Genomic DNA, 13,138 nt, shown 5'->3' on the forward strand with positions numbered 1-13,138 from the left:
CTCGTCACCGCTCGCGGCCCCACAAGGGCCGGGAGTTCCAGCAACGTCGTCTCTCCTCAAAAGGACTCCCGATGAAAAGGAACGCCTGGTTTGCCCTGCCCCTTCCGTCGCTCCGCCGCCTTGCGTGCGCGGTACCGCTCGTGTTCGCCGCCGCTGCGGCACATGCGACAACGGACTGGGTCGACACCCACACGAAGGCCTTTCTGACCGGCCCGCAGTTGATGGCGCGCAGCGCGGCGCCGTCGCTCGAACTCGCGGCCGGCGAGACGGCGGACATCGTCGTCAGCCTGAAGCTGCGCAACGCCGCGCAGCTCAAGCAGTTCGCGCACGACGTGAACCGGCCCGGCAATGCGCATTACCGCCAGTACCTCACGCACGAACAGTTCCTCGCCGGCTATGCGCCGACCGAGGCGCAGGTAAAGCCGGTCGTCGACTATCTGCGCAAGAGCGGCTTCGTGAACATCGAGGTCGCGCCGAACCGGCTGCTGGTGTCCGCGCGCGGCACGGCCGGTACGGTGAAGACCGCGTTCAACACGTCGCTCGTGCATTTCCAGTACGCGGGCCGCGCGGGCTTCGCGAACGCGTCGACCGCGCAAGTGCCGCGTGCGCTCGGCGACGTCGTCGGCTCGGTGCTCGGGCTGCAGAACGTCGCGCGCGCACGGCCGATGCTGCGCATCGGCAACGTCGCGAAACCGCAGGCGCTGGCGGCCGGCACGGCCACCGGCCACTATCCGAAGGAATTCCCGGGCCTCTACAACGCGACCGGCGTGCCGACCGCGGCCGGCGTGACGGTCGGGATCATCACGATCGGCGGCGTGTCGCAGACGCTGCAGGACCTGAAGCAGTTCACGTCGAGCAATGGTTACGGCACGGTCGCGACCCAGACCGTGAAGACCAACGGCACCGGCACGACCGGCAGCTACAGCGACGACCAGGACGGCCAGGGCGAATGGGATCTGGACAGCCAGTCGATTGTCGGCTCGGCCGGCGGCCAGGTCGGCAAGCTCGTGTTCTACATGGCGGACCTGAACGCCGCCGGCAACACGGGGCTCACGCAGGCGTTCAACCGCGCGGTGTCGGACAACACCGCGAAGGTGATCAACGTGTCGCTCGGCTGGTGCGAGACCGATGCGAACGCGGACGGCACGCTCGACGCCGAAGAGCAGATCTTCACGACCGCCGCCGCGCAAGGCCAGACCTTCTCGGTGTCGTCGGGCGACGAAGGCGTGTACGAGTGCAACAACCGCGGCTATCCGGACGGCGCGAACTACACGGTGTCGTGGCCGGCCGCGTCGCCGCACGTGCTCGCGATCGGCGGCACGACGCTGTACACCACGTCGGCGGGTGCGTTCTCGAACGAAACCGTATGGAACGAGGGCCTCGACGGCAACGGCAAGCTGTGGGCGACGGGCGGCGGCGTCAGCACGATCCTGCCGGCGCCATCATGGCAGTCGGGCAGCAACCGCCAGTTGCCCGACGTGTCGTTCGATGCCGCTCAAAGCACGGGGGCGTACATCTACAACTACGGCCAGTTGCAGCAGATCGGCGGCACGAGCCTCGCCGCACCGATCTTCACCGGCTTCTGGGCGCGTCTGCTCGCGGCGAACGGCACGGGCCTCGGTTTCCCGGCCGGCAACTTCTATGCGGATATTCCGGCAAACCCGTCGCTCGTGCGCTATGACGTCGTATCGGGGAACAACGGCTATCAGGGGTACGGCTACAACGCAGGCACCGGCCGGGATCTGACGACCGGCTTCGGCAGCCTGAACATCGCGAACCTCAACAAGCTGATCCAGACGGGCGGCTTCTGAGCGTGACGAGCAAGCCGGCGCGCGCGGCAACGGCCTCGCGCGCCGGCTTGCGAATCGTATACCGCACGCGCGACGGTCCCGCCCCGTGCCGCGTCACGACACCGCACGCCGCGCGTTGCGTCCGCGCAGCCATTCGAGCGCAAGCAGCAGGCTCGTCGAGAAAATGATCAGGATCGTCGCGAGCGCGGCGATCGTCGGGCTGATGTTCTCGCGGATCCCGGTGAACATCTGGCGCGGCAGCGTCGTCTGGTCCGCGCCCGCGAGGAACAGCGTGACGACGACTTCGTCGAACGACGTCGCGAATGCGAACAGCGCACCCGACATCACGCCCGGCGCGATCACCGGCAGCGTCACGCGGAAGAACGTCGTGACGGGATTCGCACCGAGCGACAGGCTCGCACGCACCAGGTTCTGGTTGAAGCCCTGCAGCGTCGCGGCGACCGTCGTCACGACGAACGGCACGCCGAGCGCCGCGTGCGCGGCGATCAGCCCGGTATAGGTGTTCGCGAGCCCGAGCGGCGCGAAGAACAGGTACATGCCGACGCCGACCACGACGACGGGCACGATCATCGGCGACAGCAGCACGGCCATCAGCAGCCCCTTGCCGCGGAAGTCCGCCTTCGTCAGGCCGATCGCGGCGAGCGTGCCGAGCACGGTCGCGACGACGGTCGCCGACGGCGCGACGATGAAGCTGTTCTTCGCGGCCATCCGCCACTCGTCCGACGCAATCAGGTTCTCGTACCAGCGCGTCGAGAAGCCCGGGATCGGATAGACGAGGAACGTGCTCGACGAAAACGACAGCGGCACGATCGCGAGCACCGGCAGGATCAGGTACAGCAGCGTCAGCACGACGAGCACGCGCAGCGCGACATACCACGCGCGCTCGACGAACGACATGTGCGGCGCGAACAGCGGCCTGGCGAGTTTCATGGTCCGAATCCCCTTCCCGTTTCCCTGTGCCCGGCGCTCAGCCGAGGCTCACGTTGGTGCGCGTGAAGCGCCCGTACACCGCATAGAGCACGAGCGTCGCCGCGAGCAGCAGCCCGCCGAGCGCGCACGCCATGCCCCAGTTGATCGTCACGTTCGTGAAGTACGCGACGTAGTAGCTGACCATCTGGTCGTTCGGCCCGCCGAGCAGCGCGGGCGTGATGTAGTAGCCGATCGCGAGGATGAACACGAGCAGCGCACCCGCGCCGACGCCCGGATAGGTCTGCGGCACGTACACGCGCCAGAACGCGGCGAACGGATGGCTGCCGAGCGACACGGCCGCGCGCTGGTAGGTCGACGGGATCGACTTCATCACACTGTAGAGCGGCAGGATCATGAACGGCAGCAGGATGTGCGTCATCGAGATGTACACGCCGACGCGGTTGAACAGCAGCGTCAGCGGATGCGAGATCAGCCCGCTGCCGATCAGCGCCTTGTTCACGAGCCCTTCGCTCTGCAACAGCACGATCCATGCGGCGACGCGCACCAGCACCGAGGTCCAGAACGGAATCAGCACGAGGATCATCACGAGGTTCGCGCGGCGCTCCGACAGCGTCGAGATCCAGTACGCGAGTGGATAGCCGAGCAACAGCGCGAACAGCGTGACCGCGACGCCGATCACGAACGTGCGGCCGAAGATCGCGAGATAGATCGACTGGTCGGGATCGGCCTGCACGATCTGGCCGAAGCCGTCCTGCTTGTGATCGAGCGCGGCGAGCAGGTAGAACGGCGACACCTGGCTGCCGTTCTTCGCGATCGCCTGCCAGTACGCGACGTCGCCCCAGCGCGAATCGAGGTCGATCAGTTTCGTGCGCGTCTGGGCAGGCGTCGGCGCGGCATCGTTGTCGCCCTTCAGCGGCATCGCACGCGCCGTCTTCGCGACGAGCGAGCGGTAGCCGGGAATTTCGGTGTTCAGGCGTCGCGCGAGCGCGCCCATCGCCTCGCTGTCGGCGACCTTCGCCATGTCGGCCGCGAGCGCGACATACGCGGCGTCGGCCGGCGGTGCCTTGCGGTCCCAGCCCGACAGCGCGGCGACCGTATTCGGCAGCGCGGTCGCGATCTCGGGGTTCTGCACCGCGCGCGTGAGCAGCGTGCCGATCGGCACGACGAAGATGAGCAGCAGGAAGATCGCGAGCGGCGCGACCAGCAGCAACGCCATCGTCCGCTTGCGGGCCTCGGCGGCCTTCAGCTCGCGCTTGAGCGCGGCTGTCGACGGCGAGGAAGGAGCGATCGTCATCGTGTTCAACGGTTCTCTCCGGCCGGGCTCGATCCGGCGGAATGCCGCGCGACGCGTTCGGCGCGCCGCGCGGCAGGTTGCATCAGGACACCTGAACGGCTGTTACTTCGTCGCCCACGCGGCGAAGCGCTGCTCGAGTTCGTCGCTGTGGTCGGTCCAGAAGCCGATGTCCTCCAGCACCGCGTTCTTGCCGTTGGCCGGCGAGTTCGGCAGGTTCGCGAGCGTCTTTGCGTCGAGCGACTTGATCGCCGCGACGTTCGCGGGGCCGTACGCGATGTGCTGTGCATACGCCTGCTGCGGCTTCGGCGTCAGCGAATACGCAATGTATTGCTCGGCCAGCGCCTTGTTCGGCGAGCCCTTCGGAATCGCCCAGTAGTCGAGGTCGTAGATGCTGCCGTTCCACACGACCTTCAGGTTCTTGCCTTCCTTCTGCGCGGCGTCGATGCGGCCGTTATACGCGGTCGACATCACGACGTCGCCGGCCACCAGGAACTGCGGCGGCTGCGCGCCCGCCTCCCACCACTGGATGTACGGCTTCAGCTCGTCGAGCTTCTTGAACGCGCGGTCCTGGCCGGCCTTCGTGCCGAGCACCTTGTACACGTCCTTGGTCGGGACGCCGTCGGCCATCAGCGCGAACTCGAGGTTGTAGCGCGCGCCCTTGCGCATCCCGCGCTTGCCGGGGAATTTCTTCACGTTCCAGAAATCGGCCCAGCCGGTCGGCGCGCTCTTCAGCTTGTCCGCGTTGTAGGACAGCGCGGTCGACCACACGAAGAAGCCGACGCCGCACACTTGCGGCGCTTCCGGAATCAGGTCGGACTTCTTCGCGATCTTCGACCAGTCGAGCTTCTCGTACAGCCCTTCGTCGCAGCCGCGGTTCAGGTCGCCCGATTCGACTTCGACCACGTCCCAGTTGACGTGCTTCGCCTCGACCATCGCCTTCACTTTCGCCTGCTCGCCGTTGTACTCGACGGCCGTGACCTTGTTGCCGGTCGCCTTCTCGAACGGCTGGTTGAACGCGGCCTTCTGCGCATCGCCGTTCGCGCCGCCGAAGTTGACGACCGTGAGTTCGGCCGCCGCGGCCGATGCGCCGACGACGGCGAGCGCCAGTGCGAGCGCGGTGCGACGCGCGGTAGAGCTTGTTCCGTTCATGGTGGTTCCTCTCCTCTCGTGGTGGAAGTGGGCAGTTGTTGTTGACGACGTGCTGCGGAAAATCGGGAAAACCTGCGTCACGCGAACACGCGCAGGTGCTCGGGCGCGAATGCGAGCGATACCGGCGCACCGGGCGAGAACGCGTCGAGCGCACCCGTGCCGAGCGGCACCTTCACGAAGCATTCGTCCTGGCCCGGCAGCGCGCAGCGCATGCGCACGTGATCGCCGAAATAGATCAGGCTGCGCGCCTCGCCGGTCACGCGGTTGGCGGTGCCGTTCGCGTGACCGTTCGCAAGGCTCATGCGTTCGGGGCGGATGCAGGCGACGGCCTGCGCGCCTTCGGACGCGTCGCCGATGCGGCGCCCGACGAGCTGCGTGCCGTCGTCGAGCCGGAATTCGCAGAATTCGCCGTCGACGCGCGCGATGGTGCCGCGCAGCCGGTTGCTGTCGCCGATGAAGTTCGCGACGAATTCGTTGCACGGCGATTCGTACAGGCGGTCGACGGTATCGAGCTGCTGCACGATGCCCTTGTCGAACACGGCGACGCGATCGGACATCGTCAGCGCCTCGCCCTGGTCGTGCGTCACGTAGACGAAGGTCACGCCGAGCTTCTCGTGCAGCGCCTTGAGTTCGTATTGCATGTGTTCGCGCAACTGCTTGTCGAGCGCGCCGAGCGGCTCGTCCATCAGCACGAGCTTCGGCTCGAACACGAGTGCACGCGCGAGCGCGATGCGCTGCTGCTGGCCACCCGACAATTGCGCCGGATAGCGCTTGGCGAAGCGTTCCATCTGCACCATCTTCAGTGCATGCGCGACGCGCTCCGCGCGCTCGGCTGCCGACAGCTTGCGCACCGTCAGCGGATACGCGACGTTCTGCTCGACCGTCAGGTGCGGAAACAGCGCGTAGTTCTGGAACACCATGCCGATATTGCGCTTGTGCGGCGGCACGGTATTCAGCAGCTCGCCGTCGAGGCGGATCTCGCCGCCCGTCGGGAACTCGAAGCCCGCCAGCATCATCAGGCAGGTGGTCTTGCCCGAGCCGGACGGCCCGAGCAGCGTCAGGAATTCCCCTCGGTGGATATCGAGGTCGAGCGATTTGACGACCAGCGTCTCGCCGTCATAGGTCTTCCGCACGCCGCGAAAGCTGACGATCACATCATCGGACTTCATCGTGGCTGTCCCCTTCCTGCGCGACAAACGTTGTGAATGCCCCCAAACCTGTCGCTACGCGACAGGCCCCCCAAGGGGGTCAAGAAAACTTGGGGCGGCCCGGCGTTTTCTTGAGATGCGAGTCACTATACGGTGCTCACGGTTCTATACTAGGGAACCATTTCAATATTCCTAGTAGGACCACTTTGGATACCGTGATCCTCGCCGACTGGCTCTCCGCCCGTCTCGACCGCAGTTCGTCCGAGCCGATGTACCGGCAACTGCTGCAACAGATGCAGCAGGCCATCCTGACCGGTGAATTAGGGCCAGGTACAAAACTTCCGAGTTCGCGCACGCTGGCGGCCGACCTGTCGATCGCGCGCAATACCGTGCTGCACGTGTACGACCAGCTGACGGCCGAAGGCTATGTGCTGACGACGACGGGCAGCGGCACCTACGTGGCCGACACGCGCCCGGACACTGCCGCGATCCGCGTGCCGGGGGCCGCGCCACCGCCTGCCGGTGCGGCGCCGCTGCCGGACGCGCAGGGCGGCCTGTCAATGCGCGGACGGCAGCTGATCGAGCATGCGGGCGTGTCACGGCGCCAGTGGGGCGCGTTCATGCCGGGCGTGCCGGATGTGTCGGAATTCCCGAGCCGCACCTGGAGCCGCCTGCAGGCGCGACTGTGGAAGGAAGCGAATCCCGAGTTGCTGACCTATGCGCCGGGCGGCGGCTACCGGCCGCTGCGCCGCGCGCTCGCCGACTACCTGCGCGTCGCGCGCTCGGTCAAATGCTCGCCGGACCAGGTGATCATCACGACCGGCATCCACCAGTCGATCGACCTCGCGGTGCGGCTGCTGTCCGACATCGGCGATCGCGCGTGGGTCGAGGAGCCATGCTACTGGGGCGTGCGCAGCGTGCTGCAGGCCACCGGCCTCACGCTCACGCCGGTGCCGGTCGACCAGGAAGGCATCGATCCGAGCGCGGGCGACATGCAGCATCCGCCGCGGCTCGTGCTCGTCACGCCGTCGCACCAGTATCCGCTCGGGATGGTGATGAGCCTTGCGCGACGCCGGATGCTGCTCGAATACGCACGCCAGCACCGCTGCTGGATCATCGAGGACGACTACGACAGCGAATTCCGCTACGGCAGCCGCCCGCTCGCGTCGCTGCAGGGGCTCGACGACGGCGGCCGCGTGATCTACGTCGGCAGTCTCGGCAAGATGCTGTTCCCGGGCCTGCGGATGGGCTACATGGTCGTGCCCGAGCATCTGGTCGACACGTTCCGGACCGGGCTGTCGGAGCTGTATCGCGAGGGCCAGCTGATGCAGCAGGCCGTGCTCGCCGAATTCATCATGGACGGGCACCTGACTTCGCACGTCAGACGGATGCGCACGCTGTACGGCGAACGCCGGCAATTGCTGATCGATGCGATCCATGCGCGTTTCGGCGACGTGCTGCCCGTGATGGGCGACGAGGCCGGCCTGCATCTGGTGCTCGGCCTGCCCGACACGTGCGACGATCGCGCGGTCACGCAAAGCGCATTCGACGCAGGCGTGATCGTGCGCCCGCTGACCAGCTACTACAGCCGGCTGGACACCGCGCGGCGCGGGCTGCTGCTCGGCTATGCATGCGTCGCGCACGAAGGCATCGGCCCCGCGTTCGACACGCTCGCGGCAACCATCGAGCGGCATCTGCCGCGGCACTTCACGCGCGCGGCATGACCGCGTGCGTCATTGCGCGGCAACCGCGCCGCGGTCGAGCGACGCCGCGCGCACCGCTTCGCCGGGCTTCGTGAACATGCGGCGCCGCAGCGCGGCGATCTGCGTGTCGCGATCCTGCGGCGACAGCCCGGCCGCATCGATCTGCGCGCGCTGCGCCGCATAGTCGGCGTAGCGGCTCTGCCACGACGCGTCGTCCTGCTGCATCTGCGCGACGCGCGCGGCGGCCTCGGGGCCGAGCGTCTGCGTGAGTTGCGCACGCATCGCGTCGGGTGTCGCCCCGCTCTTCTGCAATTGCGCGATCTGGTCGATCGCCGCCTGCTGCCGGTCGGCCTTCTGCCGTGCCGCGCGTTCGTCGGCCGGCATCTGCTGCGCGAGCGCCGCGAGCTGCTCCGCCTTCTGCGCGTCCGTCAGCGTGCGGTCCTGCGCAATCTTCAGCCGTGCGAGATCGTAGCGCTGCCGCCACTGCTCGGCACCGAAGAACTGCTGGCTCCAGTCGCCGAGCGTCCGGTGTGCAATCGACGCACGCTGGTCGAGCGCGCGCTGCAGCGCACCGAGGTCGGACTTGTCGACCGCGCCCGCCTCGGACAGCTTTGCGAGCGCGTCGAGATACGCGCGATAGCGATGCCAGACGTCCAGCGCTTCGGGCTGTGCCACCGTGCCGTCGAGCTGCGCGGCGATCTCGCGCACGACGAGCGCATCGAGCGCCGTCGCGCTCAGGTCGCTCCGCGCGGTCAGGCAGTAGTCGAAGAAATCGCGCACCGCGCGCGACTTCGCGAGATGGCCACCGGCATCGAGCGGCAGCCGCGGCGCACTGGAACCGGCGAGCGGCGGCGGCAGGCCCGCGCTCGCCGGCACCGCGGCCTGCGGCGGCGCAGCGGTTGCACCGCCGAGCGGCGCGGCATCGGCCGACGTGCGCACCGCGTCGGCACCGCGATGCGATGCCGCGCCGCTCCAGATCGCGACGCCGGCGATCGCCGCCAGCCCCACCGTGCCGTAGACCGCAACGCGCCGCGCGAGCGGCGCGCGTCCTTCACGTGCCGTCATCGATCACACGCCCGCGAGCTGCAGCCGGTTCGCATGCGTGCGGATCACCGCGACCGGATCTTCCGCATATGCACCACGCACGCCGAGCAATTGATTGATTTCGTCGAGATGGTTCCACTTGTAGCTCGTGCCCAGCACCTGCCCGTACAGCGCGCTGCACTTCGACACGAGCCCGTCGTTCTGGCCCGAGCCGCGATTGATCATCACCGTGCCAGTGCCGAACAACGCAAGCGTCGACAGGTCGAGCGCGTTCGCCGGATCGATCAGCGGAATCGTGCTGGTGTCCGTCGCGCCCGTGACACCGAATGCGGATATGGTTGGCTGGATCGCCGTGCCGGCCCACGAATACAGCAGGTGCGTATTGCCGCCGACGGTTTCGGTCGGCGCGCCCGTCTGGCAACTTCCCGGCGCGCCGAGGCCGGCGCTCGGATAGTTCTGGTTGTACGTGGCGGCCTGGGAAGTCGTCAGCGTCTTCAGCGCGGCGAGCGCGTCCTGGTTCGTGTTGTTGCTGCTGCTCGTCAGGATGCCGAATACATTGACGAACGCAGCGATCACCGACGACGACAGTCCGGTCGGATCGTAGGCGAGCACGCTCTGCACGAAATCGGCGAACTCCGAGCCGCGATGCGGCGTGCCGATCGTCGTCACCGACGCGACGAGTTCGGGTGCGACGGCCGCGACATAGCGCGACGTGAGGCCGCCCTGGCTGTGACCGACCAGGTTCACCTTGGTCGCGCCGCTCGCGGCGAGCACCGTCTTCACGTAAGCGAGCAGCTGTTCGCCGCGCCCGTCCGGCCCGTCGTCGCTCTGGAACCCCGACAGGTTCGCGACGTAGACGGTCGCGCCGTGCTGCTGCAGGTCCTCCTGGATGCCATACCAGTACTCGAGCACGCCCGCGTACTTGTCGGTGCCGGTGAGCCCGTGCACGAGGATGATCGGATAACGCGTCGCCGTGTAGTTGTCCGCCGGCGCGGTTGCCGCCAGCGCCGCGTGCGTCGTCGCGAGCGTCATCAGCGCGGTCGTCCCCGCGAACGGCGCGACGCTCATCGCGCATGCCACTGCCCCTGCCACCACCCTGGAACGCATCGATCTGGCCATGCATGTTCTCCTGATTATTGTGCTGCCGGTGCGAATGAGATCGGATCGACGCGCACGCTGCGCCGCTGGCACCGTGGACGTCGAATGCGGGAGTGAATCACGAGTCGCGAACGTTTGCGCCCTGACTAGATACGGTTCTCTAATCGGTTGACGCGCCCCGCCCGTTCGGGCGGGGCCGCATTCATGCGCGCGCATGCTGCATCGCACACGCCCGTTGCGCGCTACAGCTTCGCGCTCACGCGCAGCCATGCCGTGCGCCCCGGCTCCATCACCGGCGCGTTCGCCGGATAGCCGAAGCCCGCGTTGCCGGCGAGGTTCAGGTGCTCCGCATAGGCCTTGTCCAGCACGTTGTCGACGCCGACCGAGATCTGCACCTTCTTGCTGACGTTGTACTGCGCATGCAGCGACAGCACGCCGAATCCGGCGCTCGGACCGAAGTCCTTGCCGACCACGTTGCCCTCGTTCAGGGCATAGCGATGCTGCGGCGCAACGATCCGCCACAAACCGCCGGCCGACCATGCGCCGCGCGTGTACTCGAGCCCGAAGCGTGCCTCGAGCGGCGGCATCTGCGGCAACGGATCGCCGCTCGTCGCGTTGCGCCCCCATGCATACGCAAGCGACGTCTCGACGCGCAGCGGTCCGACCGGCCGCCACGACACGCCGGCTTCGCCGCCCATGATCTGCGCGTTGACGTTGGTCGCCTGCGTGGTCGGCCCCATCATCCCGGCTGCGTAGTGGAACAGGATGTAGTCCTGCACATAGCCCGCGTAAGCCGACACCCAAGCATCGAAACGGTCGCTCTTGTACTGCGCGCCGATGTCGAGCTGCGTGGTCTTCTCCGGCTGCACCGCCGAGAACGCATTGACCGAACCGGCCGGCCCGCGCTTCGCGGAGAACAGCTCCCAGTAGTCGGGATAGCGTTGCGCGTGGCCGATCCCCGCGTACCAGGTGACCGGCAGCGACGCGAGATCGCGCTCGTAGCGCACGAAGCCGCTCGGCAGCACGCGCGCGCGATCGTCGTCGAAGGTCGGATTCGGCTTGCTCGCCATCATCGTGCGCGTCGTCGCACGCTTGTCGCGCGCGCTCGCGTAGTCGACCCGCGCGCCGCCCATCACGCGCGACGCATCGCTCGCGTACCACGTCAGCTCGCCGAACGCGCCCGCGTTCCACATCGTCGCCTGCGCGTTCCACGGCTGGTCGCCATAGTTCTGCCGCCCCATCGCCGAGCGCGCGTCGAGCCGGTTCGACTGCGCGTCGACGCCGGTCACGAGCTTGAAGTCGTCGCCGAAGCGGAACGTCGCCGCGGCCCGCGCGCCAAGCGTGCGGCGCCGTACCTCGGAGGCCATCGGCATCGGCATGCTGCCGGTCGGGTCGGGCCGCCGCAGCGTGGTGTTGTCCATCACGTGATCGGCTTCGTTGTAGTACACGCGCGCCTCGATCCGGTCGAGCACGTCGCCGAGATGCCGCTTGTCGAGCGACAGGCCGAACGTCTCGCGGCGGAAATGCGCGCCGTCCATCCCGCGCCCCGCGTAGCGCGCATAACCGTCACCGGTGCCCGCCGTCAGTTCGACGCGCGTGTGCTCGTCGGGCGTCCAGCCGAGCGCCGCGTCCGCATTCCACTTGTCCCATTGCGACGGCACGGTGTTGCCGTTGCCGTCCTGGTAGTCCTGCGCGTGCGCGTGGTTCGCGATCACGCGGCCGTAGACGTCCGGCGTGCCGGCCGTCACGTCGACGTTCTGGTCGTTGCGGCCGAACGACCCGCCGACCAGGCTGCCGTCGAAACGCGTGCCGGGGCGCTCGAAACGCGGCGTCGCGCGTTCGAACAGCACGGTGCCGGCCGATGCGCCGGGGCCGTACAGCACGGTCTGCGGGCCCTTCACGACCGTGACCTTGTCATAGCTCTCCGGCGCGATATACGAGGTCGGCGCATCCATCCGGTTCGGGCATGCGCCGAGCGTCGGCATCCCGTTCGCGAGAATGTTCAGCCGCGACCCGAACATGCCGCGCAGCACGGGGTCGCCGTTGGTCCCGCCGCTGCGGATCGACGTGAAGCCGGGAATCGTCTTCAGGTAGTCGGCGCCGTCGCTCGCCGGCAGCGGCTGGCGCGGCGTCTTCGGATCCGTGACGACGACGAGCGGCGTCGTCAGCGGCGACGCGACGACTTCGACGGGCGGCAGCAGCACGGCTGCGTCGTCCGTCGGCGCGCCGGCCGCACGCGCGGATTCGGTCGCGGCCGCCGCCGCGGTCATCGCGCCGACGGCCAGCGCGGGAACGGTGAGTTTCAGCATGCGCGGCACGCGCCGCGCACCGGAATGGCGCGACGCCCTCGGCGCGCGCAAGGAAAGGATGGTCATGATCGAAAGCCCGAGTGACGCCCTCCACACGGCCTCGACGGACCGCACGGATATCGGCGATGAATGGAACGGAAGACAGCGCGTCAGGCGCGCTCGGGCGGGGCGCGTGGATACGCGCGCGGATAGCGGTCGGCGCGCGCCGCGACGGCATGCGGCGCGGCGACGGAAACGGCATGGGCGGGGACGGAGGAGAACGATGCGGCGGCCGCGCCGCCGATCGCGGGACTGTGCGCGAAGAAGCCGCAATAGCCGCACGCATCGAGATGCAGTGCATGATCGCGCGCGTGGCCTGCATCGGGCGCGCGATGCGCACCATGCTCGGTACTGCAGACAATCGCGTCGGGGGTTGCCGCCTGCGCGATGCGCCACTGCGACACCAGCGGCGCCGCGATCGCGAGCCAGATCGCGAACACGCCGAGCCAGGCGGTCAGGTGACGATGTCGGTGCAGCATGCGCGGTGACGCGTAAGCGGAATGTAAAAACAGCCGAGATGTTACAGAATGTTCGCCTCGATGGCCAGTCGCGGATCGCGGTAAACGGATCGGGGGGCATGGTTGTCAACACAACCATGCCCCCCGTTGGGGCG

The 13,138-nt window shown here is 68.0% G+C and carries 10 protein-coding genes; 2 read left to right on the plus strand and 8 right to left on the minus strand.

Going from position 1 to position 13,138, the window contains the following annotated elements:
- The first annotated feature begins 71 nt into the window (after window positions 1-71).
- Window positions 72-1,811, plus strand: a complete 1,740-nt coding sequence (locus DIE22_RS00365; protein ID WP_124604065.1) for a protease pro-enzyme activation domain-containing protein — start codon at window positions 72-74, stop codon at window positions 1,809-1,811.
- Window positions 1,812-1,904: 93 nt separating this feature from the next.
- On the opposite strand, the gene DIE22_RS00370 is transcribed toward DIE22_RS00365, so the two are convergent.
- The 4 genes from DIE22_RS00370 to DIE22_RS00385 all read right to left on the minus strand — a co-directional run bounded on the left by DIE22_RS00370 (window position 1,905) and on the right by DIE22_RS00385 (window position 6,353).
- Entirely contained in the window at window positions 1,905-2,741 is an 837-nt protein-coding gene (locus DIE22_RS00370) for an ABC transporter permease (protein ID WP_040141016.1), read from the minus strand.
- 37 nt (window positions 2,742-2,778) lie between these two features.
- A complete protein-coding gene (locus DIE22_RS00375; RefSeq protein WP_185640527.1) occupies window positions 2,779-4,035 on the minus strand; it encodes an ABC transporter permease in 1,257 nt (418 codons plus the stop codon).
- 102 nt (window positions 4,036-4,137) lie between these two features.
- The gene (locus DIE22_RS00380; RefSeq protein ID WP_124495504.1) at window positions 4,138-5,184 is read right to left on the minus strand and encodes an ABC transporter substrate-binding protein; all 1,047 of its coding nucleotides are present in this window, start codon (window positions 5,182-5,184) and stop codon (window positions 4,138-4,140) included.
- A gap of 77 nt (window positions 5,185-5,261) precedes the next feature.
- Window positions 5,262-6,353 carry an ABC transporter ATP-binding protein gene (locus DIE22_RS00385; protein WP_124495506.1) on the minus strand — a complete coding sequence of 364 codons (1,092 nt, stop codon included), beginning with the start codon at window positions 6,351-6,353 and terminating at the stop codon, window positions 5,262-5,264.
- 185 nt (window positions 6,354-6,538) lie between these two features.
- Between DIE22_RS00385 and DIE22_RS00390 the strand changes: the two genes are divergently transcribed.
- Window positions 6,539-8,056, plus strand: coding sequence for a PLP-dependent aminotransferase family protein (locus tag DIE22_RS00390; RefSeq protein WP_124495508.1), 1,518 nt, complete (start codon window positions 6,539-6,541; stop codon window positions 8,054-8,056).
- A gap of 9 nt (window positions 8,057-8,065) precedes the next feature.
- On the opposite strand, the gene DIE22_RS00395 is transcribed toward DIE22_RS00390, so the two are convergent.
- The 4 genes from DIE22_RS00395 to DIE22_RS00415 form a co-directional block, all read right to left on the minus strand.
- A complete protein-coding gene (locus DIE22_RS00395; protein WP_124495510.1) occupies window positions 8,066-9,100 on the minus strand; it encodes a lipase secretion chaperone in 1,035 nt (344 codons plus the stop codon).
- 3 nt (window positions 9,101-9,103) lie between these two features.
- Window positions 9,104-10,198: a triacylglycerol lipase gene (locus tag DIE22_RS00400; protein ID WP_124495512.1), complete on the minus strand. Its 1,095-nt coding sequence runs from the start codon at window positions 10,196-10,198 to the stop codon at window positions 9,104-9,106.
- Between the two features lie 221 nt (window positions 10,199-10,419).
- The gene (locus DIE22_RS00405; protein WP_124495514.1) at window positions 10,420-12,552 is read right to left on the minus strand and encodes a TonB-dependent copper receptor; all 2,133 of its coding nucleotides are present in this window, start codon (window positions 12,550-12,552) and stop codon (window positions 10,420-10,422) included.
- 83 nt (window positions 12,553-12,635) lie between these two features.
- Entirely contained in the window at window positions 12,636-13,004 is a 369-nt protein-coding gene (locus tag DIE22_RS00415) for a DUF2946 domain-containing protein (protein WP_124495516.1), read from the minus strand.
- Window positions 13,005-13,138: the final 134 nt, after the last annotated feature.

It is taken from the genome of Burkholderia sp. Bp9142 (assembly GCF_003853415.1).
Taxonomy (GTDB): Bacteria; Pseudomonadota; Gammaproteobacteria; order Burkholderiales; family Burkholderiaceae; genus Burkholderia.

What these genes read in the sequence shown, in the direction of transcription:
- DIE22_RS00370 (WP_040141016.1), bottom strand. Translation starts at nt 2,741, where the DNA reads ATGAAACTCGCCAGGCCGCTGTTCGCGCCGCACATGTCGTTCGTCGAG.
- DIE22_RS00405 (WP_124495514.1), bottom strand. Translation starts at nt 12,552, where the DNA reads ATGACCATCCTTTCCTTGCGCGCGCCGAGGGCGTCGCGCCATTCCGGT.
- DIE22_RS00385 (WP_124495506.1), bottom strand. Translation starts at nt 6,353, where the DNA reads ATGAAGTCCGATGATGTGATCGTCAGCTTTCGCGGCGTGCGGAAGACC.
- DIE22_RS00375 (WP_185640527.1), bottom strand. Translation starts at nt 4,035, where the DNA reads ATGACGATCGCTCCTTCCTCGCCGTCGACAGCCGCGCTCAAGCGCGAG.
- DIE22_RS00395 (WP_124495510.1), bottom strand. Translation starts at nt 9,100, where the DNA reads ATGACGGCACGTGAAGGACGCGCGCCGCTCGCGCGGCGCGTTGCGGTC.
- DIE22_RS00415 (WP_124495516.1), bottom strand. Translation starts at nt 13,004, where the DNA reads ATGCTGCACCGACATCGTCACCTGACCGCCTGGCTCGGCGTGTTCGCG.
- DIE22_RS00365 (WP_124604065.1), top strand. Translation starts at nt 72, where the DNA reads ATGAAAAGGAACGCCTGGTTTGCCCTGCCCCTTCCGTCGCTCCGCCGC.
- DIE22_RS00400 (WP_124495512.1), bottom strand. Translation starts at nt 10,198, where the DNA reads ATGGCCAGATCGATGCGTTCCAGGGTGGTGGCAGGGGCAGTGGCATGC.
- DIE22_RS00380 (WP_124495504.1), bottom strand. Translation starts at nt 5,184, where the DNA reads ATGAACGGAACAAGCTCTACCGCGCGTCGCACCGCGCTCGCACTGGCG.